General features: G+C 63.7%; 19 protein-coding genes and 1 pseudogene. 9 read left to right on the top strand and 11 right to left on the bottom strand.

The annotated features are described in order from the left end of the window. Positions 1 to 101 precede the first annotated feature (101 nt). A complete protein-coding gene (locus AOP79_RS05330) occupies positions 102 to 734 on the top strand; it encodes an SGNH/GDSL hydrolase family protein (protein WP_062071256.1) in 633 nt (210 codons plus the stop codon). 7 nt (positions 735 to 741) lie between these two features. On the opposite strand, the gene AOP79_RS05325 is transcribed toward AOP79_RS05330, so the two are convergent. The 4 genes from AOP79_RS05325 to topA all read right to left on the bottom strand — a co-directional run bounded on the left by AOP79_RS05325 (position 742) and on the right by topA (position 6,978). Further along, positions 742 to 1,788, bottom strand: a complete 1,047-nt coding sequence (locus AOP79_RS05325) for a Gfo/Idh/MocA family protein (protein ID WP_082093392.1) — start codon at positions 1,786 to 1,788, stop codon at positions 742 to 744. 136 nt (positions 1,789 to 1,924) lie between these two features. Continuing rightward, complete coding sequence (locus AOP79_RS05320) at positions 1,925 to 3,445, bottom strand: hypothetical protein (RefSeq protein WP_062071254.1); 1,521 nt, start codon at positions 3,443 to 3,445, stop codon at positions 1,925 to 1,927. Then, positions 3,442 to 4,197 carry an RNA polymerase sigma factor gene (locus tag AOP79_RS05315; protein WP_062071252.1) on the bottom strand — a complete coding sequence of 252 codons (756 nt, stop codon included), beginning with the start codon at positions 4,195 to 4,197 and terminating at the stop codon, positions 3,442 to 3,444. Before AOP79_RS05315 ends, AOP79_RS05320 begins: the two co-directional genes overlap by 4 nt. A 66-nt stretch (positions 4,198 to 4,263) precedes the next feature. Beyond that, positions 4,264 to 6,978, bottom strand: coding sequence for a type I DNA topoisomerase (gene topA / locus AOP79_RS05310; RefSeq protein ID WP_062071250.1), 2,715 nt, complete (start codon positions 6,976 to 6,978; stop codon positions 4,264 to 4,266). A 162-nt stretch (positions 6,979 to 7,140) separates the two neighbouring features. Between topA and AOP79_RS05305 the strand changes: the two genes are divergently transcribed. Next, positions 7,141 to 7,977, top strand: coding sequence for an inositol monophosphatase family protein (locus tag AOP79_RS05305; RefSeq protein WP_062071248.1), 837 nt, complete (start codon positions 7,141 to 7,143; stop codon positions 7,975 to 7,977). A 23-nt stretch (positions 7,978 to 8,000) separates the two neighbouring features. On the opposite strand, the gene AOP79_RS05300 is transcribed toward AOP79_RS05305, so the two are convergent. Next, complete coding sequence (locus AOP79_RS05300; RefSeq protein WP_236683258.1) at positions 8,001 to 9,548, bottom strand: DUF7059 domain-containing protein; 1,548 nt, start codon at positions 9,546 to 9,548, stop codon at positions 8,001 to 8,003. 74 nt (positions 9,549 to 9,622) lie between these two features. On the opposite strand from AOP79_RS05300, the gene AOP79_RS11875 reads away from it, so the two are divergent. Both AOP79_RS11875 and AOP79_RS05290 read left to right on the top strand, forming a co-directional pair. After that, positions 9,623 to 9,970 (top strand): hypothetical protein, encoded by a 348-nt coding sequence (locus AOP79_RS11875; protein WP_062071246.1) that lies wholly within the window; start codon positions 9,623 to 9,625, stop codon positions 9,968 to 9,970. Next, positions 9,967 to 10,650: a hypothetical protein gene (locus AOP79_RS05290; RefSeq protein ID WP_062071243.1), complete on the top strand. Its 684-nt coding sequence runs from the start codon at positions 9,967 to 9,969 to the stop codon at positions 10,648 to 10,650. The genes AOP79_RS11875 and AOP79_RS05290 overlap by 4 nt, the downstream gene beginning before the upstream one ends. 100 nt (positions 10,651 to 10,750) lie before the next feature. On the opposite strand, the gene AOP79_RS05285 is transcribed toward AOP79_RS05290, so the two are convergent. From AOP79_RS05285 to AOP79_RS11785, 3 genes are read right to left on the bottom strand one after another with little or no spacing between them, the layout of a single operon-like run. Next, positions 10,751 to 12,160: a M20/M25/M40 family metallo-hydrolase gene (locus AOP79_RS05285; protein WP_062071241.1), complete on the bottom strand. Its 1,410-nt coding sequence runs from the start codon at positions 12,158 to 12,160 to the stop codon at positions 10,751 to 10,753. Then, positions 12,157 to 13,695 (bottom strand): MFS transporter, encoded by a 1,539-nt coding sequence (locus AOP79_RS05280; RefSeq protein ID WP_082093389.1) that lies wholly within the window; start codon positions 13,693 to 13,695, stop codon positions 12,157 to 12,159. Before AOP79_RS05280 ends, AOP79_RS05285 begins: the two co-directional genes overlap by 4 nt. Further along, positions 13,692 to 13,943 carry a hypothetical protein gene (locus AOP79_RS11785; RefSeq protein ID WP_161794225.1) on the bottom strand — a complete coding sequence of 84 codons (252 nt, stop codon included), beginning with the start codon at positions 13,941 to 13,943 and terminating at the stop codon, positions 13,692 to 13,694. The genes AOP79_RS05280 and AOP79_RS11785 overlap by 4 nt, the downstream gene beginning before the upstream one ends. A gap of 739 nt (positions 13,944 to 14,682) precedes the next feature. Between AOP79_RS11785 and AOP79_RS05270 the strand changes: the two genes are divergently transcribed. The 3 genes and pseudogenes from AOP79_RS05270 to AOP79_RS11960 all read left to right on the top strand — a co-directional run. Then, on the top strand, positions 14,683 to 15,159 hold the full coding sequence (locus AOP79_RS05270) for a hypothetical protein (protein WP_062071237.1): 477 nt from the start codon (positions 14,683 to 14,685) through the stop codon (positions 15,157 to 15,159). Positions 15,160 to 15,190: 31 nt separating this feature from the next. Continuing rightward, a complete protein-coding gene (locus AOP79_RS05265; RefSeq protein WP_062071235.1) occupies positions 15,191 to 15,628 on the top strand; it encodes a hypothetical protein in 438 nt (145 codons plus the stop codon). A gap of 101 nt (positions 15,629 to 15,729) precedes the next feature. Continuing rightward, positions 15,730 to 15,926, top strand: a pseudogene (locus AOP79_RS11960) (leucine zipper domain-containing protein); the annotation flags it as partial. A 44-nt stretch (positions 15,927 to 15,970) separates the two neighbouring features. On the opposite strand, the gene aroD reads toward AOP79_RS11960, so the two are convergent. Genes aroD through AOP79_RS05250 form a run of 3 tightly spaced genes read right to left on the bottom strand, consistent with a single transcriptional unit; the run spans position 15,971 to position 19,536 of the window. Beyond that, positions 15,971 to 16,735 carry a type I 3-dehydroquinate dehydratase gene (gene aroD, locus AOP79_RS05260; RefSeq protein ID WP_062071233.1) on the bottom strand — a complete coding sequence of 255 codons (765 nt, stop codon included), beginning with the start codon at positions 16,733 to 16,735 and terminating at the stop codon, positions 15,971 to 15,973. Then, a complete protein-coding gene (locus tag AOP79_RS05255; protein WP_062071231.1) occupies positions 16,732 to 17,196 on the bottom strand; it encodes a hypothetical protein in 465 nt (154 codons plus the stop codon). The genes aroD and AOP79_RS05255 overlap by 4 nt, the downstream gene beginning before the upstream one ends. 45 nt (positions 17,197 to 17,241) lie before the next feature. Beyond that, complete coding sequence (locus AOP79_RS05250) at positions 17,242 to 19,536, bottom strand: sodium-translocating pyrophosphatase (RefSeq protein WP_062071229.1); 2,295 nt, start codon at positions 19,534 to 19,536, stop codon at positions 17,242 to 17,244. 178 nt (positions 19,537 to 19,714) lie between these two features. On the opposite strand from AOP79_RS05250, the gene AOP79_RS05245 reads away from it, so the two are divergent. After that, positions 19,715 to 20,266, top strand: a complete 552-nt coding sequence (locus tag AOP79_RS05245) for a sigma-70 family RNA polymerase sigma factor (protein ID WP_062071227.1) — start codon at positions 19,715 to 19,717, stop codon at positions 20,264 to 20,266. Then, a complete protein-coding gene (locus AOP79_RS05240; protein WP_062071225.1) occupies positions 20,263 to 22,029 on the top strand; it encodes a hypothetical protein in 1,767 nt (588 codons plus the stop codon). Before AOP79_RS05245 ends, AOP79_RS05240 begins: the two co-directional genes overlap by 4 nt. The last annotated feature ends 62 nt before the right edge of the window (positions 22,030 to 22,091 follow it).

Genomic DNA, 22,091 nt, shown 5'->3' with positions numbered 1-22,091 from the left:
GGTCATCACAAATGCGTACCGAGTTGTGAAACACACCACACGACCGTTCCCGTGAACGATCGGGAAGGGCCACAATAGAGAGCACGAGGGAGTGGAAAAGTATGGTGGCGAAGGCAAGGTTGCTCACGATCGCGGCGGCAGTGACCGTCATGCTCGGCGCATGCGCTACGCCGCCCGAACCTCCCACTGCCGTGTTCGTCGGAGACTCCTTCACCGAGGGCGAGTCGCTCCCCGCGGCCGACGCTGGCGCACGTTGGAGTACGACGCTCGCCACCGAACTGGGCTGGGAAGAAATCAACGCAGGCTGTGCCGGCGCGGGTTACACGCAGCAAGGCGCAATCTGCACCACCACGTTCCGCGAACAACTCCCCGCCTACATCGAAGACTCGCCTGAAATCATCGTGCTCTCAGGCGGCACCAACGATGTGGACGCCACCGGCGAGCAGATCGCGGCGGCCGTCCGCGCCACATACCTCTCAGTACGCGACACCTACCCCGACGCGACCATCTACGCAGTCTCAGGAATCGCCTCAGACGTAGCCCCGGCATCGGCCCTCCACCGCGTCAACAGCGCCGTGGCAGAAGCGGCAGAAGAGATCGGTGCCGTCTACATCGATCTCGAGGACGCACTTGCCGACCGGCCAGAGCTGCTGACCGCTGACGGTACGCAACCGAATGCTGAAGGCCACCAGGTCCTCGCGGAACTGACCTCCAACGTCATCGCAGGCGAATAGTCACTGCCTAGCGCTCGTTCGGGTACACCAGACCAATCTGGTCGCGCACCTCATCGAGAGTGCGCATGATCTCCAGGGTGTGGTCCAAAGAGTGCAACGGAGATTCCGTGAGCCCCGCGGCGACGCAACGTGCGACCTCAGCCACCTCGAACTGGAAGCCGTTAGCGACGGTGCCGTCGAAGTTGATCACAGTGCCGTCCTCCCGGTGCAGCGCAAACGTGGTGGGGCTGTAGAACATGTCATCGAGTGTGATGCACCCCTGGGTTCCGGCGATTTGAGCAGTGTTCGCTGAACGGGACTCCATGGTGGTGGTCGCGACGCCTTGCGCCTTCGCGTAATCCATCACCACGGCAACCTGCGCGTCAACGCCAGTCTCTCCGAGGCGCCCTGCAGCCGTGACCTTGTCGGGAACGCCCAGCACGTTGTGCACCAACGTCACTGGATACACACCGAGGTCCAAGAGTGCGCCACCGGCAAGCTCGGGACGCACCAGACGCTCGACGTGGCCGAGGCTCTGACCGTGATCTGCCTGCACGGAGACCACGTCGCCGATCTCACCTCGTGCAATGAGGTCACGGACCGCGTACATGTGCGGCAAATGCGGAGCCCACATGGCTTCCATCACGAATACTCCACGTGCGCGGGCCGCATCCACGACCTGTTGGGCCTGGGCGGCGTTCTGCATGAAGGGCTTCTCGACGAGCACGTGCTTGCCGGCGTTGATTGCCAGGAGCGCCGGGTCGAGGTGGTTCGAGTGCGGCGTCGCGACATAAACGATGTCGATATCGGGGTCGCCGACGAGTTCCGCGTACGAACCATAGGAGCGCTCGATGTTCTGCTCTTCAGCAAACGCCTGCGCGTTGGCGAGGCTCGAGGCTGACGCTACGGCCAAGACCTGCGACGTGGTGTAGTTCTGCACGGCGTCGGTGAGCTTGCGCGCGATGCCGCCGGCGCCGAGGATGCCCCAGCGGTAGGCAGGCGCGTCCATCGGGTTGGGCGCTGTTGCGGGCATCAGGAAGTCGGCGGGAATGTCGGTGTTAGCGTCGTTGCACATGTGCCCACACTAGTGCGATTGGTGCGGGCTACGACAAATCCGGTCCGTAGGGGTGACCAGGGGCGGTACAGACACCACAGACACCACAGACACCACAGACAGGACAGACTGCGCGACCAGCACACATTCGGGTCGTTTACTCCTCGAGCGTAGTGTCCCCTACGACCGCGCGGCTCACGAGGTCAAAGAAGTCAACCCCTGGAAGCTCCGGATCGGTCCACCACGGAGCAAACGATTGCGCCTCACCCACGACGGTGTACTCCTGACCGGCGTCAAGGTTCGCCGTCGTACTACAGCCCTCCCATGCTTGGAACTCCCAGCCGCCTCCGTAACCCACCCCACTGAAGATTGCGGGTGTGACGCCAGCGGTGTCCCCTGCCTCGTCAACGAAGTACAGCCACGCCCACAGGCTGAGGCCAGGCTCGGGCGATCCCTCACTGATCTGGACCGTTCCGCCTTCTTGAACTGCCGCGAGCGACAGCGAGTCAGGCAATGGCGGAAGAGTTCTGCGTGGTTCCGCGTCAGGGTCTTGGCCGGAAGGAATGACCGGCTCCTCAAGTACTCGCAGGTCGGTGGATGGGCACATCTCATACGATGCAAAACCCTCGCCGAGCTCCTGCAAGGGGGCTCCGTCTTTGGCAGCAGCGTCTCGAATGATCGCGGCGGACGACGGTACCGGCGTCAGCTGCGCACGCTCCGCACGAAGTTGCTCCACTTCGTCGGGTTCCACCGGAGGGAAAGTGAAGGTCATCCCCGTGGGGCTCGGGGCAACCCATTCGAGAGTAGTGCCGTCAATCCCGTTGGAATCAACGTATGTCACGAGCGGCTCACCGTCTTCGTTCTTGACCTGCACCACCGTGTGAATCTCCGTGGCCCCTAGGTAGCCCATGAGTTCCCCGGACCCGGCACCTGAGAGGCAATTGCTGGCGTCGATGAGCGCGATCCTCTGCACAAGTGTGCGGCCGTCTTCAGCCGGCGTTGCCGCTTGCTGGAACTCCTCAACTTCCGTCACCCCGACGTAGCGCGCATCAACGGAACCGAGTCTGGTCACGACGCGATTCTGGGCTACCGCGAACGCCGCGGCATCGACCTCGAAGTGGGCTTCACCTTCCCAGGAGATGTCGAAGATGACGCTGAGCGACCTTCCGGGCTCGAAGGGGTTGGGAAGCCCGTTGATGGTGTGGTCGGTACCCGCCTCCACTGAAGTCCAGTCGCGGTCCGGTACTTCGGATTCGGACGCGGCGGCTGCTCCCTGATTGAAGTCCCACAGGCTCGCGTTGACGGTGATCCCGAGGTCTCTCACATCATCTGAGGCAATGGTCACACCGGGCTCCGCCCATGGAACATAGGCCTGGTTCTCTACGACGTCACACGTCATTCCCTGAAAGTCAGTTGGGATAGGTGGCACATCAGCCACGATCGCATCGTCGACTTGCATGGCAGGCAGTGGCGGTTCGGGAGCAACCAACCAAGCCGCCAGGGCGACGGCGCCTGTCAGCGCCGCCCCCGTTCCTATTCCGACGCGGGTCCGACGCTTCCGCACCGCCGCCGCGTCAGCCGACATCGCCACAGCAGCATCAGTGCCCGTGAGGTGCCGCGCGACGTCAGCGCCATGGCTCCGGGCGGTGCTCTCTAGTTCATCACCGAGGCCTGTCACGCCTTGCCTCCGGGAATGATCTCGACATATTCGGCCTGCGGCGCTGGCAGCCCTAGAGCAGGGGCGAGGGCACCGTGGCCGTAGGACGTGTAGGCCTCCACCCGGCCTTGAGTGATGCGCAGTCGGCGGGCGATCTTCGCCACGCTCAACCCGTCGACGTGCCGCATGACCGTCGCGGCCCTGATGGGTGGCTCCAGTCCGGAGAGGGCCGATGCCACGTTGCCTTCAGGCGCCGACGAGGCCTCCTCGTGGGGCTGAGGTGGTGCTGGGTCGGGGCGTGCGTGACGAGGCGCCACGGGAGGGGTCTGCCGGGCTGTCTCCGGAACCTCACCGGAACGTGTGCGGCCAGGATCCGCGTCGAAAGCGATGTCAGTCTGACCTGGTTCAGGCGGCGCCCACAGCGCGGGGTCGAAGTCACTGTGGCTGTCAGTCGCTGACGGTGGCGAGGGAGGGCTCGAGGTGGCAGAGTTGCTGGCCGGTATCGAGTTCTCTGGGCCTGCAGTGGCCTCGTGCCCATTGTTGCTACGGTCACCCACGCCGCGGGCAGCAAGCCTCTGCATCTGCTTTTTGACAGATTTCTCGGCATCGTCGACAGTGCCCGGGCGCCTGGCCCGCCCCAAGGCCTGAACAATGCCGGAACGGACAAGTTCAGTGGCGCCGTCCTCAGAGCCGGTGAGCATCCAGCCATACGTGCCCAGGCTCTCACCTGCCTGCTCAAGCAGGTCTTCGATCAACTGCTGCCGTTCCGCCACGTTGCGCTCCCCTTCCGAGTCTGAACACTATGCCAGAGCAAGGCAAGCGCAACGGTGCGGCGCGGGCTACTTCTCTTTGGGGTCCGCCTTCTTGGGTGCGGCCTTCTTCGCGGCAGGTTTCTTGGCCGCAGGCTTCTTCGCAGCCGGCTTCTTTTTCGCTGGCGCCTTCTTGGCTGTGGCCTTCTTCTTGACCGGTCCCTTGGCACGCTTGTCAGCGAGCAGTTCAAAGGCGCGAGCCTCACCCAAGGCTTCGACGTTGTCGGACTTAGGGATGGTCGCGTTCACCTCACCGTCAGTCACGTATGGACCAAAACGCCCATCCTTGACGACTACGGGCTTACCCGAGACGGGGTCTGCGCCGAACTCCTTTAGCGGCGGCTTGGCCGTGCGGCCGCGTCCACGCTTGGGCTGGGCATAGATGGCCAATGCCTCGTCAAGCGTCATCGACAGGAGCTGCTCCTCGGACTCGATGGTCCGCGAGTCAGTGCCCTTCTTCAGGTAGGGACCGTAGCGCCCGTTTTGTGCGGTGATGGGCTCGCCAGACTCGGGGTCTTCCCCGACGACACGCGGCAACGACATCAGGCGCAGAGCGTCCTCCAGTGTCACGGTGGCGAGGTCCATCGACTTGAACAGCGAGGCAGTCTTGGGCTTGCCCTTGGCATCCTCGGGCAGTTGCTCGGTCACATAGGGCCCGAACCGCCCGGCCTTGGCCACGATGGGGTAACCGCTGTCCGGGTGGGTGCCGAGTTCACGCTCGTCACCGCCCTGGTTCTCGAACAATTCGAGGGCCTTGGCCACAGTGAGGTCAGCGGGAGGGAGGTCCTCGGGAATCGACGCGGTCTGCTTCTCGTCGTCCACCATGCGCTCCACGAACGGACCGTAGCGGCCGTTGTGTGCGGTGATGCCGTCGCCGATCTCGAATGTGTTGACCGAACGGGGGTTGATGTCGCCTAAGTCGTCGAGCAATTCACGCAAGCCCTCCTGGGCAGCGCCCTCGCCGCCAAAGTAGAACTCGCGCAGCCAGTCAGTCATGGCACGCTCACCCGCCGCGATGCGGTCAAGGCCCGCTTCCATCTCAGCCGTAAAGCCATAGTCCACCAGTGTCGGGAAGTGCTGCTCCAACAGTTCGATGATGTTGAATGCCACCCAGGTCGGGACCAAGACCTTTTTGTCGAGCCGCACATAGCCACGGTCGATGATGACGTCCACGGTCGAGGCATACGTCGACGGACGGCCAAGCTTGCGGTCCTCGAGTTCCTTAATCATGGAGCCCTGAGTGAAGCGTGGCGGCGGGTTTGTGGTGTGCGTCAGTGCATCCATCTCGGACGCATCCATCGCGTCCCCGGCCTTCACCTGCGGGAGGCGTGCATCGCCATCGGCGGGCTGCTTACCGTCCTCGTCCTCGTACCGGGCCTTTTCCTTCGACTCGATGTAAAGCGCGCGGAAGCCAGGCGACGTCAAAATCGTGCCGGACTTCGCGAACTCGACCGCGTGACCGGCCGAGGACTTCGCACCCACAGTGATGGTCGAGGTGGTGCCCACGGCATCGGCCATTTGTGACGCGAGCGTGCGCTTCCAGATCATCTCGTACATACGGAACTCGTCACCGCGCAGTTCACTACGCAGGGACTCTGGAGTGCGGAAGCGGTCTCCGGCAGGACGGATGGCCTCGTGCGCTTCCTGAGCATTGGCGTCGCCGGAGGCGTATACCCGGGGAGAGCTCGGCACAGCGTCCGAACCGAAAAGTTCCATGGCCTGCGACCGTGCAGCCTTGGTTGCCTCACTCGACAACGCGGGCGAGTCAGAACGCATATACGTAATGAAACCCTGCTGATACAGACCCTGCGCCACGGACATCGCCTGGCGAGCACCCAAGCCCAACTTGCGCGAAGACTCCTGAATCAGCGACGACGTAATGAACGGCGCGGCAGGACGCTTCTTGTAAGGCTTCGACGTCACATCGAGCACAGAGAAATCTGAGTGGGCCAGGCCCGAGACCAGCGCGGCAGCCTCAGCAGCAGTCACGTGGTGAGCACTCGAGTTCGTCAGCACACCGCGGTCGTCAAAGTCCTTACCCGACGCCACACGCTTGCCATCGACCTTCGAAAGCCGCGAGACAAAGCCCACACCGGCATCGGCCCCCTGCGTGGCCGCAAAGCGCGCGGTGAGGTCCCAATACTCGGCGGCCTGGAACGCCATCCGCTCGCGCTCGCGATCCACCACCAAACGCAAAGCCACCGACTGCACACGGCCCGCCGAGGATCCCGGCCCCACCTTGCGCCGCATCACATCGGACATATCCCAGCCGTACAGGCGATCAAGGATGCGGCGCGTCTCCTGCGCCTCCACCATCTCCATATCGACTTCACGCGGGGCAGCGAGAGCACGCTCGATGCCTTCCCGCGTGATCTCGTGGAAGGCGAGCCGCTTCACGGGAACCTTGGGCTTGAGGACCTCAAGCAGGTGCCACGCAATGGCCTCTCCCTCGCGGTCTTCATCTGTTGCGAGGTAGAGCTCGTCGGCTTCCTTGAGACGGCGCTTGATTTCCGCGACTGTCTTCTTGGCGCGAGGCGAGATTTGGTAGTACGGGTCAAAATCGCTGTCGACGTCGACTCCGTACTTGCCGTAAGGGCCCTTCTTCATTTCCGCAGGCATATCCGAGGGGGCCGGGATGTCGCGGATGTGACCCACGGAGGACAAGACCTCAAAGTCGTCCCCGAGGTAGCCGCCGATCGTGCCTGCCTTGGTGGGCGACTCGACAATGACGAGCTTCTGGGCCATATGGGTGTCCTACCTTCGGGTCAAAGTGATGATGCGGGCTACCGGATCGGCGAGGCCCAGCCGCTCACAGAATACATACATATAAAGGACTGTCGACCGGGACGGATGGTCCAACAACTGGTCAGAGCCACCCGCGTCACCGGGGCGTGACACGATGGAGGCATGACTTCCGATGCCGTCTCCCCGCTCATGCGCTCGATCGCAGACGAGTACATTCGCCCCCGATTCCGTGCTCTCACCGAGGGGCAGATCTCCACCAAGGAGGGCCCCGGTGACCTCGTCACAATTGCCGATGTGGAAGCGGAACGTGCCATCACGCCACTGCTACAGGAGATCGAGGACATCCCGGTGGTGGGAGAGGAAGCCACTGCCGACGACCCCGCGCTACCGGACCTCCTCGCTGACGCGCCCGCCGCCTGGACAGTTGACCCGGTGGATGGCACCTGGAACTTCGCTCACGGCCGTGATGACTATGCGGTGATGGTTGCGCATGTGCTCAACGGCGACCCGCATGCGGGCTGGATCCTGCACCCCGAGACAGGCCAGCTCGTCGATGGTGTGGTCGGCGGCGGCGCGCAAGTCACCGGCGCCGATGGCGTTGCGCGTGAACTCTCTGCGCCCACTGGTCCAGTACGTGCCTTGAACAAGCTTCATGGCATGGCGGTGACTCGTTTCACACCCCCTGGCCTCAAGGAGCAAGTGGAAGCGATGACAGCACAGTTGGGGACGCACACCGAGCCTCGCATGTGCGCCGGTTGGGACTACTGGGACCTCCTCACCGGCGAGGTGGACTTCCTGCTGTACTCACGAGCGAAGCCGTGGGACCACGCCCCCGGTGCCGCCATCTGTATTGCCGCCGGTTTTGAGGTCCGCTACATCGACAATGGCGAGCCGTACCGACCAGGACTGCCTGGACGCCCGTTCCTGGTGACCCGACCGGGAGAGTTCGACGTCATCACCGACGGACTCAACAGCGCCTCCTCGAACACCGGCGCCTAAAGGCACCGCACAGGGACGATGCCTCAGTTGCCTTCCGTCGAACGCACGAGGAATCCGTCCTGAACCAGGTCGCGGATAGCCGGAACCAGGCCGCTGAGCATGTCAGCGGCGGGGACGTCCATGAGGGCCGCGAGCGCGTGGGCGATCTGGCTGGCGGTGAGTTCGCCGTCACACGTGCCGACCAGTCCCGCGAGCGCGGTATCTGCCTTGATGGATCGTCCTAGCCCGCCGCCTTGGCGAATCAAGATGTGTTCGGGCTCATACTGCAGCGGCCGGCCATAAGTCTCTTTGGTGACGTCCGACCCGACGGTGTAGGCCGCGTCCAACACCTCAGCGTCACTCGCGCCCGCCAGCCAGTCGTGCGCCGCGAGCACCTCAATGAGATGCGGGCCGAGCGGGCTCTGCATGGCGCCCTCATGTTCTTCGAGACGTCGAAGTGTGGGCGCCCCCTGCATCGGCCGTCTGAGAAGCACTGCCCCAAAGCCGACGCCCTCAACTCCCGCCGCATCAAAGCCCGTGAGATAAGCCTCGTAGGCGGCAGTGAAGCGGGCTTCATCGCGTTCACGCGTCACGCCGGCGTCCCGTAGCCAGGTCTCGGCGTACTCGGCGGGGTCGAGCACGTCGCGTTGAATGACCCACGCGTCTAATGGCACATCGGAGGCGGCGAGCCACTCCTCCCACCGCTCGGTCCAGTTGTCACGAATGAGCCAGTTGCCCAGGAACTGCGCAACGCCGCCAGGGTTGAGGTGTCGGCCAACGCCCGTGGTCAGCGCGCCCACAACGCCATCCCATTCAAGGCCGCCATCGCGGTACTCGAATTGCGGTGTACCGGGCGGGCTGATGACAAACGGCGGGTTCGAGACGACCAGATCAAACTGTTCGCCGGCAACCGGCTCCAGCATGCTTCCTTCACGGATGTCCCAGCGGGCACCCTCGGGCCGGTTGAGCGCCTCGTTGAAGCGCGCAAACGCGAGCGCGCGGCGGGAGATGTCTGTCGCAACCACCTGGTCGGAGTGAAGGGAGGCGTGCAACGCCTGGATTCCGCAGCCCGTCCCGAGATCCAGCGTGCGGGCGACCGGCGTGCGCATGGTGACGGAGGCAAGGGTGCTGGACGCGCCGCCCACTCCCAGGACATGGTCATCGTTGACCGCACGGCCCGTGACAATCTCACCCTGATCGTGAGCCACCCACCAGTGCAGGTCCCCGTCCGCCGTGGTGGCACTCGTAGGACGCAGATCGCACGTTGCACGAACCTCATCATGAGCACCATGGCCCGCGGCAGCAAGCAGCCCACTGTTGACTGCGCCCTCAGTGGTCAGAGACGGGAGCGCGGCGTCGACCTGAGAGCGCGTCAAGGTGTCACCGAGCAGGAATAGTCGGCTGAGCAGCGCGACTCGGTCGTCTCCGGCAGCGCGGGCGGATTGGCGTGCGGGGACAATCTGCTCGCGCCCAAACGCCCGCATCGCGCGGTCGCCAAGCGTGTCCTGCACTGTGTCGACGGTCCACCCGGCCAGGTCGCTTCGCAAGTACGAGGCAGCGTCCGAGGTCAACGAGGGAGGAATGGAACTCACATCCACAAGGATATCCGCGGAGCCTGTCCCGTCCCTGACCCTGAGCGGGAGCGCGGATAGTTGGAACCCCTGCCATGGCGCGGGTGGTGCTGATGGCATTCGGTGCCGCAGGTCAGGGACGGTATGCATGCACGCATTGGCGTCGCGTGCTCTCGCACGAACTGCTTTTGCACGTGCTCTTTCTGCACTCGCCGCAACAGCACTCCCACCTACGGCACATGGATCCGCCCAGTTCACCTCCCGAGGACTGCGCCATCGTCAGTACGGCGAAGTCGGATTTGCGTGAAGGCACAGAGGCCGCGGACGTGATCTGCGGCATCGAATGGCGCTTCGTGCCCAGGGACGGCGTGGTGGGGCCCGACCAGAAACTGCTCGACTACCTCATCGACAACGGACTCGATTTTGTAGTGTTTCTCCCATGAAACTGAGACCTGACTTTCATGCCTCGTGGGAAGAAGCAGACTCCAAGTTCGAGGAGTTCGTTGCATCGATACCTGAGCGTCGTCAGCAACTACGCACTTTGATGGCGAATACGGGCGGCCCCGAGCTCGATGGCACGCCCGCCAGCCTGCAGGTTCTGAATGACTGGGCGATCGAGTTCGGCCTGTCAGACCAGGACGATGGCATGGACTGGTGGCCGCAGTGGCGACCCCGCATTACCCCGGAACAGCAAGCGCAAAAGCGCACCATACCTGTACCGGCCAAGGTCTATCGCCTATGGGAACTTACCGGCCTCTACTACGCAGACATGTGCCTCGCACATGACCCCACCATGCAATGGGTGTGCTGGCGCGGAGACGACCCCATCGACATCAACAACGCACGCTTTGAACTGGATCAGGGGATCGCGAGTGACCCGTGCGGTGCACTGCAAATCGGCAACGTCGGAATCATCCGCACCATCAGCCAACGAGAGCTTCGCCCCGACATGGCCTACCCCGAACCAACCCGGCTCTACGACTTCTACTCCCGCTGGGTCAGTAAACGCGTCCACCAATTCGACACCGAACCCCGCACCTGGCAAGCAGCTCCCACCGGCAGAAAAGCCAACAAACGCATCCCCCACCACCCAGGCGACTTCGGACAAAACCACCTGCCCTAGGGACCCCACGGGAAGACCGGCGGCTCGTGGCGCTCACGCTGCGCAAGCGGGCGTCGGCTCCTCGTGAGAGAGCAGCCGACGCGCGCTGCGAGACTGGTCACTAGTTCAGTGCAGGACCCGTGAGCAACGCACGATAGAAGTTCACGCCACGCTCAAGCGACGTGATCTCGACAGTCTCATTGGGGCCATGAATCGCTTCGCGCTGAGTCTTGTCCATGGCAAGCGGTGAAAATCGGTAGGTTGCCGGGGCGATGCGAGCAACATGCCGGGCGTCCGAGGCTGCCATCATCACGTACGGCACCGTGACTGCTTCGGGGTATGACGCCGCCACGGCATCGACTAGTGCGTGCCATCGGACGTCGTCGCGTGTGGGAGACACGGGCGATGGTTCGGAGCCTTCCAGCACGGTGATCGTCACGCGGTCATCGTCGATGACGCTCTCCAGGTGTGCCAGGGTCTCTGCCACGCTGGATCCGACGGCGATGCGACAGTTGAGAGTGGCTTTGGCCTGGGTTGCCAGCACGTTTTGCGCTGGTGAGCCCTGGAGCATCGTGATCGCAGCGGTGGTCCTCACCATGGCGGCCAGCTCCGCACCCATGCGCGGCATGACACGCGCCAAGGGGCCACGGATTTTGCCTGCGCGCCCCAGGACGGTACGCATTGGTATCGGCAGATGGGGCGCCACGTCTTCGAACATCTCCACGGAGATATCGTGCAGCGAGACGGGGAACGGGTTCTCTTCGATCGCGACGAGTGCGCGGGCGAGGACACCCGGCGCGGACTCACGAGGCGGTGTCGAGGCGTGGCCGCCCAGTGACTCGACGCTCAGTTCTGCGGTGATGATGCCTTTCTCGGACGCGCCGATGGCAGCCAGGGGCTTCTTGAGTCCCGGTAGCGCCTGACTCGCGACTGCGCCACCCTCATCGAGCACGAACCATGGCTCAACGCCGCGTTCCTCAAGGAGTTCGACGGCGGCAATTGCGGAGGCGCCGTGCTGTTCCTCGTCGCCACCCATGAGTAGCCACACGTCTCGCGGAGGGGTCCATCCCTCGCTTAGGAGCTCTTCCAGCGCGTCGAGCATGACCACCAGGGCACCTTTGTCATCCAGGGTTCCGCGGCCATGCACCCGACCGTCAGCGATGACACCGTCGAACGGGGGATATTCCCACCCCTCGGCGGCCCAGTCCTCGGGCACTGGCACGACGTCCTGGTGCGCCATCAGGACAATAGGCCGTTCATCGCTGGCACCGGGGAGGTGCAGGAGGAGGCCAGCGCGACCGGTCAGCGATTCCTCGCCCGCCTCGAAGACGTGTGGATACAGCTCGCGCATTGTGGCGCGGTGGCGGGTAAAGATCGCCTCTTCGTCGTCGGTGAGCGGTCGGGCCGATGCGGGGGCGACGGTGGGGATTTGGACCAGCGTGGACAGGTGTTCGGCGACTCTCGTGGCCCGCGGGCTCAAGGTGTCAGTGGCGTGGTCGCTGGACGGGGCCGATGCTCGCTTGAGTCTCACTTGTCGCTCTCTTCGGGGCCGGTCCCGGTCGGGGCGGGGCTGGGCTGGGTTGTCATGGGCTGGCTGGCACTGGTTTCAAGGTCGATGCCGGCTTCGGCAACGAGTGCATCGCCGCCCGAGGTGAAGGCCACCTTGGGCACCACAAACAAAAATACCGTCGCGACTATTGCCGTTCCACCGCAGATTGCCCACACCGTCATGTAACCGCTGAGTGACCCTGCCTCGGTAGCCGTCCCGTCAAGTGCAGCAGCGCCTCCGGAGGCGAGCGCCAGGGCGAAGGCAGACGAGGCAAATGCTCCACCGATGGTCTTGGTGGTGTTGGTGAGTCCTGTGGCGACTCCCGTGTGCTCGGGTGGTGCGGCCGCGGCTGCAGCAGCGGGGAGTGCGGCGACAAGGGCACCGGATCCCAGTCCTGCGACGACCATGCACGCGACGACCTCCGCCACTGAGCCATGGAAGGGGATCAGTAGCAGGTAACCGACGGCGACGAGGGACGATGCCCCGATCAGGACTGTGCGTGGGGTCAGGACGGCAGAGATGCGCGCAAAGAGACCTGCACCCACGAGCAGGGAGAACACGTAGGCGCCGATGACATAGGAAGCGGTAGCGGAGTTCAGGCCTAGTCCGTACCCCACCTCGGCAGGGTCGGTTCGAGCGAACGTCGACAGGGGCCCTTGACCGCCGAGAACGCTTACGCCGAACAGCGTCGATGTCACGATGACTGGCCACAGCGCCGGGTCGCGCATCATCTTCATGTCGACGAGGGGGTCCTCCTTGCGGGACTCCACGCGCACAAAGAGGAACATGAGGGCGACGCCAATCGCGACCATTCCCACGACCCAGACGGTGATGCCTTCCAGACGCACGAGCGACAGGCCACCCATGATGGCCAAGAGGCCGAGGGTCATGATGGACGTTCCTGCGGTATCGATACTGCCGCCTCCGCGGACGCCCGTGTCAGGAACCTTGAACACCACCACCAGGAGTGCAATCGTCACCATGACGGCGGGTACCAACAGCGCACCCCACAGGGGAAGGAATGCCCCGGCCTGCCCTCCCAGGAGTGCACCTCCGATTGCTCCTGCTTGGAGTGCCACCACGATGGTTCCCGCGCCTTTGCGGGTGAGTGCCGCTGTATTGGGTTGCTGCCGAGCTCGCGCAAAGATGATGGCGACGTTCAGAGGTAGCCACACCACGTAGAAGCCTTGGAGTGCCCATGCGGCGACAAAGAGGGGGAAGTTGGGTGCGAACGCGATGAGGTAGCTGGCGATCATCGTCACGATGAGCGAGGCGATGAGCACCTTGCGGTGACCGATCATGTCTCCGAGTCGCGCGAGCACTGGCACCACGATGGCGCTCAGCAACAGTTGCGCGGCTTCAAACCAGTTGATGTCTGCGTCATGGATCCCGAGGTTGCGCGCGATGTCCGTGAACAGGGGCGTGTAGTAGCCCTGGAGCACACCGGAGGTTGCCTCCACCACCACAAGAGCTCCGACTACGCCGCCAGCCAGGGTGGCACCCGATGTCTTCATCATGAAGTGATGATGGCACTCTCGTGTGACCGTAACGTTTCGCGCCTCGGCGGGTCGCCCACATCGGCCAGCGTGAGGCACGTGGCGCTCGTGGCTTTGTCGCCATAGCCGAGCACCCGTCCGTGCACGATGCCGTACCGGCTCATCATCCCTCTTGCAATTGTCAGGCCAACACCTTTCGCATAGAGCTCGTGCAGCGTCGTCAGCGCACACGCGAGTCCCGACAAGCGCGTGGGATCGTGCATGTCCATCTTGCGACGTTCTCGCACGGTGAAGAACAGGCGCCGTACCTGCCTTCAAAGTGAAGCCTCTTCGCCTCCTGCATGAGCATCCAACGACCGCGACGAACGTCGGAGACGCCATCCGGCTCCATGCGCGCGTAGACAGTCTTCAACTTGCCAATGCCGCGGTTGACGTGAGACTCGGTCCATACGTCCGCGAGAACCGTATCCTCCGCGTCGATGTCGTCCTCCGCTACTGTCAGCGCCTCGTGCAGCGCGGGCATTGGGATGTTGGCGACTCCCCAGCCCCTCGGAGAGAACGCCTGGTTTGCACGGGCCGCGCATTCGAGACGTTCGTCCATTTCCTTTGTCATGGACGCCAACTTCTGCACTTCCCGCATCCACGGTAGGAACTTGGCGAGCGCGAGGCGTTGCTCCCGCTAAGCCGCGATGTTCCCGTCTAGGTCGAGCGCATCGGCAACCTACTTGAAGACCTTCGCATCAACCGCATCCCTGGCCACGGCCGGCATCCTACTTACGCCGTCCGGGCCCGTGAAGGCATAGCAGGACGGGGCGGAAGGCGAGCCCGCTGAAGCCGAGCTCGACGGCGCCAAATCAGACCGTGGGACACCCTTGCTGGGGCTGTCCAATGCCGAGCATGACGATCGAGGGTTTCCCTATTGCCGCCTGTGCCAGCAACTGCTAGCGTCGGTCTTGCGTATCGCGGCAACGGTGCATGCGGTATCGCAATGTATTGAAGGGGGATTTCATGAGTACTCCTGCCAAGCGGCTCACTCGAACAGCGATGTTTGCGGTAGCTCTGGCTCTGGTTCTGGCGCTGTCATACGCAACCGGGGCCTTTGCAGGATCGAACTGGGGGCCAGTCGGTCTGACCGCTGTGCACGAGGGGCAGAAGTTCAAGAACCAGAACTACATGTCGACTGCGCCAGCTGAGAACACGTACTACACAACCGTGCGTGTCGCCCCACGCGACTTTGCCATCGGGGCGAATGACGATCTGGGCGCCAATGCACGCGCGTATGCGTACTACTCGGGAGCCTTGGTCAAGCAGTCCGGCTGGTGGTACAGCGTCGGATCTTACTCAGCCGGCCAGTGGTTCCAGTTCGGTGTATCGGGAGCCTCGGGAAGTGGGCAGAAGTTCTTCGGGAAGGGGCAGGTGAAGGTGCCGAATGGCTCAAGCCTCATCACCTACAACACACTCCGTACCGAACCAGAGACAACCTAGTGCGCGACGAGTCGCTGGGAGGCGATCCTCAATGAAGAACCGACGTTATGCCGCATTGGCGGCGGGGGTGGGAATTGCCGCAGGTGCCGCCTTTGTCGTGGGCGCGGCGACCTCACCATCTCTGGGCGAACCCACGGGTGTGCCGTCTCCGGAGGCGGGCGATGCCAGGGTCAAGGACGACTCCGCCTTTCCGATGAACGCATCTCACGAGACATACGGGTCAGCCGCCGACGCGGCGAGCCCCGAGCAGGAGCCCGATCTGATCCTCGTGGTCGCCACCAACGGGAAGTTGGGATACGTACGCGCCGCGGAGCTCAACAAGGCATCAGGCGCGGACATCGACAACGCCGAGGACGCGGCGACGTGGCAAGAGGAGCGCCTCGCCTCCGGTCGCGGCGCGAGCAACATGGTGCCTGTGTACGACAAGGAAGGCCGGACGGTCATCGGGCAGTTCGCCGCGACGTCCTAGGTGTACATGGCCAGGACATGGGTGGCAGTGCTCGAGTTGCGAACAGGAGACCCTCCGAGCTTAGTGGCGATGTCTGACGTCTTCACAACCCGGAGGTTTTCCTGTCCCACGCTAACGCCAGTCTGACCGTGCACGGCAGGCGAGTGATCGTTGATCGTCACCGTCGGGGATAGCCCCAGCTCACATCGCGAAGGTGATGGGTGTATCCCGCAAGTGCGTCCACACCTGGATCACGCGCTTCGAGACCGAGGGTCAGGCCGGACTGGCCGACCGCAGCACTCGCCCGCATCGAACGCCTCATGACCGACAACGCCTGGGCCACCAAGGCCCGCTCACGCCGGCTTAGGCGCCGCGGATCACTGCCATGGTGTCGCGTAGCCGCGCGATCTCCACCTGCCCAGGCGCGGAGGGCTGGCCCACCATCGCGAAGGTCGCTGCCGAACCGAACACGCCGCCAGCGACGCGCGACACCACCCCAAGGGACCCCATCGACATCGTGATGATCGGCTGCTCGATGGCCCCGGAGGCTTCTTCCGTTGCCGCCAGCAACGTGACCACATCGGTGGCAGTGTGCGGCATCACCGCGATCTTCGGTATGTCCGCGCCGCGCTCGGCCACGTCGCGCAATGTGGCAACAATCTGTTCGCGTGTGGGCGTTCCGTCGAAGTGGTGGCGCGACCCGACGACAGTGCGGCCAGCGCCATGAGCGTCCGCGACGAGGGAGTCCGCTGTTGAGCGGGCCATCTCGATGTCCACCAGTTCACCGGCTCCCGACGCCAGGACAGCCTGAACGATGCTGCAGTACTCAGGGTCGGTCACGTCTGCCAGGCCGCCCTCACCTGCGGTGCGGAGGGTGACGAGCAGGGGAACAGACTCAGCGTTGGCGGAAGTTTCGTCATGCGTCTGAGTGACGCCTGCCATCACGTCCTCGACGGCCACGCCTGCTGCAATCAGAGGGTCGATCCGCCACTCGATCACATCGGGGGATGCCTGCAGGGCAGCGGTGAACTGCGAGCGTGCCTCCGCCAGCGACTCCCCCATGACGGGCACGATGACCGCTGGCGACTCAGCCGCAAAGAGGCTACTCACACGTCGATCTCCGCTCATACGGCGATCTCCACGGATTCCTGCATGGCGCGAATCTCTGGGGCGCGGTCGTCTTCCATCGCGGCAGGGCAGGTGCCCATCAGTTGCACGAGGTCGCGGGTTCCACCCGACTGCTCCACCCAGAGGTAGCGCACAAACTGGCAGTAGCCCTTGCGAGTGACGGGGTGCTTGACCTTCGCCTCCAACGTGAATCCAGGGTGCCCGGCGATGTCCTCGTCGGAGCGCACGGTCTCCGAGAACCCGGGGAGTTTGGTGAACGTCGTCGTGATCTGAGCGGCTGCGTCCTCGAGAGTCTCTTCCGGTCGCACACGTGTCACGAGGACCTCGAGCTTGGCGCCGGACTCATGCGTAAACGTCATGGCGGGACCGAGCCCCGCTTTGGCCTCCCAGCCTTCCGCTGCAGCGATAGACACCTGCGGCGGACCAGGGAAAAAAGAACCAGGGTACGAGTACGTCGTCATGCGCCCATGATGCCCTAGGTGACGGTCAATCCCTAGTGCACTCCGCTAGTGGTCAACGTGCGCGTTCACCGCGTCAACGTCATCATCCACGGGCCGGTCATGCGAGCTTCGCGACGCGCGTACGACTGCAAGGATCGCGATCAGTGCCGCTACCCCGGCGATGGTCCAGCGCAACCACGGAACGGCATCGTCCCCATAACTGAGGACAACCACGGCGGGCGCGATCAGTAGCGCGACGAGGTTCATGACTTTGATCAACGGGTTGATGGCGGGCCCCGCGGTGTCCTTGAACGGGTCTCCCACCGTGTCACCGATGACTGTTGCCTCGTGAGCGGGAGAGTTCTTGCCGCCGTGGTGGCCGTCCTCGACGATCTTCTTGGCGTTGTCCCATGCGCCTCCCGAGTTGGAGAGGAACACTGCCATCAGCACGCCAGTGCCGATCGCGCCGCCCAAGAATCCGGCGAGTGCGCCAACCCCAAGGGAGAAGCCCACAAAGATGGGCGCCATTGCCGCAAGCAGTCCAGGGGTGACGAGTTCGCGCAGCGAGTCCCGGGTGCAAATGTCGACTACGCGCCCGTATTGGGGGCGGACCTCGCCAGTCATGATTCCTGGGTTGTCGCGGAACTGGCGCCGCACCTCGTAGACGATGGCGCTCGCAGCACGCGTCACGGCATCGATCGCGAGGCCCGAGAACAGGAACACCGTGGCACCGCCGATGATCACTCCCACCAGCGTCAGCGGGTGGATGATGTCGTACGAGATGCTGTCGATCGCGGCGCCGGTCTCGACGAGCGCTTGCCACACGGCATCGGAGTACGAGCCAAACAGTGCGGTCGCGGCGAGCACCGCCGTCGCGATGGCGATGCCCTTGGTGACTGCCTTGGTGGTGTTTCCCACCGCGTCGAGGTCGGTCAGGATCTGCGCGGCTTCCTCGTCGACCTCGCCGCTCATCTCCGCAATTCCCTGCGCGTTGTCGCTGACGGGCCCAAACGTATCCATCGCGACAATCACGCCCACCGTGGTGAGGAGCCCACAGCCGGCGAGCGCCACGAGGAACAGTGCCAGTGCAACGGTTCCGCCGGCAACAAAGTAGAGGATGACGATCGCTCCAGCGATGACAGTCGCCGTGTACACCGCAGATTGCAGACCCAGGCCGATGCCGGACAGCACCACCGTTGCGGCTCCGGTCTTAGAGGTGGCGGCCACTCGCTGTGTCGGGCGTTGGCCCGTGTCAGTGAAGTAGCCCGTGAGCCAGAGAATCAGCCCCGCAAGGCCGATGCCCACAAAGACTGCGACGGTGGCGATGAGTCGCGGGTCACCAGCCTCGTATTCAATCCTGGAGCCGGTGAACTCCACGAAGCTCGACGGAAGGTACAGGTATGCCGCGACGGCAGAAAGCACGGCGCCAATCGCCGCCGAAGTGTAAAAGCCACGGTTGATCGATGCCAACCCCGATTCACCCTTGCGCACCCGGGTAATGAACACCCCAATGGCCGCCACGAACGCGCCAACAGCGGTCACGATCAGCGGGAACACCAGGCCCTGCTCACCCATCGCTGCCTTGCCCAAAATCAGTGCCGCCACCAACGTCACGGCATACGATTCAAACAAGTCGGCGGCCATGCCCGCACAGTCACCCACGTTGTCGCCCACATTGTCAGCAATCGTCGCGGCATTGCGAGGATCATCCTCGGGAATATGCTGCTCGACCTTGCCCACCAAGTCAGCCCCCACATCGGCCGCCTTAGTGAAGATCCCACCGCCCACGCGCATAAACATCGCAAGCAAAGCAGCGCCAAAACCAAAGCCCTCCAACACGGCCGCAGCCTCGCCACGGAAAATCAGCACCACCGATGCCGCACCCAAAAGCCCCAGCCCCACCACAGACATGCCGACCGCCCCACCAGTGCGGAACGCGATCCGTGCCCCCGCCGCACGCCCACCGGGCTTAGTCGCCGCAGCAGCCACGCGGACGTTAGCCCGCACCGCAAGCCACATCCCCATGTAGCCGATCGCGGCAGAAAACCCTGCGCCAAGCAAGAAGAACACCGAGCGGCCGATGCGCACATCGGCGTCCCCCGGCAACAGGAACAACAACGCGAACACCACCGCAGCGAACAACACGAGCGTGCGGAGCTGGCGGTTCAGATACGCAGACGCACCCTCCTGAACGGCCCCCGCAATGTCTTGCATGCGTTCAGTGCCGTTGGGCGCTTTCAATACCTGCTGACGCAGCACAAATGAGAAGATCAACGCGACAACCGCAATGGCCGCAATGACCGCCACGATCACAAGGTTGTCCGAACCCACATCGACCTGGGTATTGGAAAGAGTGCGCATACGTCCTCCTTGACGATGCTCACGGGGCCACACGGCGCTGTGTGTCCCTCCTGGTTATTCGTCACTCTAGGGGAGTATGGGAGTCGCGGCGAGGGCAACCCAACGTTTTCCACACGTTGTACGTCGACACTATGAAAGGCACCACGCACACCACCGTTCACAGCAATCGGAGGACCAGATGGCCCACTGGCGGGACACCATGGAACAGCTCGTGCGCGACCGCGAGCGCGCACTGCTCTCCTACGCCTACCTCGTGTGCGGAGACGCCGTCCAAGCGCAAGACCTTGTTCAAGATGCCCTGGTCCGAACCTTCAGCCGCGAACGCAAAGGGCTCACCGCAGCAAAAGCGGAAGGCTACGTGCGCCGTGCCATCACATCGGCCTTTGTCGACGGCTACCGACGCCGCCAACGCTGGCAACGCGTCCAACACCTCTTCACCCCAGCCGACGTCGCACCGGACCGGTTCGGGCAAGTCGAGGCAGGCTCCGACATCCACGAGGCCCTCGCCACCTTGCCACCCCGGCCCCGCGCCTGTGTGGTGCTCCGCTACTTCGATGACCTCACCATCGGCCAGATTGCCCGCCACCTAGGCATCGCCGAGGGGACCGTCAAACGCTATGTCAGCGACGGTCTTGACCAACTGCAATTGGCGCTCGGCCCGTTAGACGACGCCGACGCCGCCGCCGCCACGGCCGATCACGCCGACGTCACAGAAAGGAAGCTGTCATGAGGCTGTCCGATTCCATGCGAGGTGCAGCAGACCGCGCACCCATTGACGACGCATCCGTCGACACCTCCCGCGTGGCAGCGCGTGTCAAGCGCAACCGGGGTATCCACACCGCCGCCAACAGCATCGTCGGTGCTGGAGCTGTAGTGGTCATCGGTTTGGGAGTGTGGGGGGCGTCCCCCGCTGGCGACTCGGACAGCATGCTGGCCTCCGAGGCCACCACCGAAGCCCTCATGGACCAGTCCGGTGGAGCTGAAGAATCCGGCGACAGGGCCGATGCCATGATCGCCGAGCAGTGGATGTGCGGAAGCGACTTCTCACCAGACGACAGCGGCTGGACGTACGGAGACACATCGGGCGTCGACTACAGCATCGGCGACTTCACCGACGACCACCAGGTCACCGAAACCGTCACCGCGCTGCGTCCCGTCGACGTGCTCACCGCTACCGACTACGTGATCGTGTGGGACGGAATCGTCGTCGGACGCCTCATTCAGGACTCGCCCATCATGTACGGGCCTGCCGATGAACCCCTCCTGCGCCCTGATGTCACTGGAGAACGACTCGACCCGGAGGGCGACATGTCTACCCTGGAGCAGCCCATCGGGATTGACGCCGTCAACTGCTGGGACGGCGAGCCACTCCCCGCAGGAAAGTATGAGGTCCACCTCGCCAAGACCCTTGCCTACCCTGCCGATGAGGAGGACGCTGGCGAAAGCGCTCCATCCCCAGAGCCCTCCGCCGACACAGAGCCCTCCGCCGACACGGCCGCCGCCCCTGACAACGCATCGTCCGACGCTGCCACCTCTGGAATCGCCACCGCCGTACCGTTACCCGAGCCGAGCCAGCTTCCGGAGATCTTCCGCATCTCCACCGAACCCGCCACACTCGCCATCGACGGAGACCCCATCGACGACCCGTTCGGCGAATACCTGACGCCGATCGAACCAGAACCTCTTCCTCAACCCACCGAGCTACCCGACAACGCACTCACGCCGGAGATTGCACGGCAACTGTTCGAAGCATCGCGCACCGACACCACCTGGGACATGGTCGCAGGGTCACACCGGTGGCTCATGCATGACTACAACACCAGCGAATACCTCACCTACGGATGCACCTGGGGTGTTGAACCCACTGCCGCATTCCCCGCATCGAGTTCAAGCATGGACCTCCTAGAACTTGAGGTCGACCACCCGCGTTCCATCGCATTGAGCTACGGGTATGTCGTGGACGGAAACCCCGAGGTGAACTCCACAGTCTCGAACGTGTCCGACTACGACATCTACAACTATTGGGATTCCTCCGTGCCGAGCCTCTACCTCGCACGCGACGGAGTCGTGGTCGCTGAGGCATACCCTGAACTCCTCACGCTCCCAGGCTCGGCAGAAGCATCGGCCGGTAGCGGCGACGAGGCCATCGAACCGTTGATTTGGCCAACACCCGAGCAGCAGGTCTTCGCCTCCGGCGCGAGCACTGAGACGACCTCGCTCTGGCGTGATGTCCGGCGCTGCGACACTACGAACGAGCCCGCTGCGGTGGAACCCGGCAGTTACACGCTCCTGGCATTGACCACCCTCAACGTGTCGAGCGGCGGCGGCATCATCGCCTACGACAGCGCCGAGCAGATGCCTGAACTCATTGAGCCACGCCCCGCAGACGATGCTGTTGATGTGAGCCCCGGGTACACGGGTGACGCCGAGCAGTTTGACTGGGTGGACCTGCAACTGTGGACGTCAATGGGAACGGTGACTGTTACCCCGTAACCCCCACTCCCCGCCTTTTCCCGCCAAGTGGCTCCATTTCGCTGTTTTGAGGTCCCAAAACA

The sequence above is a fragment of the Demequina sediminicola genome, from assembly GCF_000975055.1.
Taxonomy (GTDB): Bacteria; Actinomycetota; Actinomycetes; order Actinomycetales; family Demequinaceae; genus Demequina; species Demequina sediminicola.
This window is presented reverse-complemented; position numbering and strand designations above follow the sequence as displayed.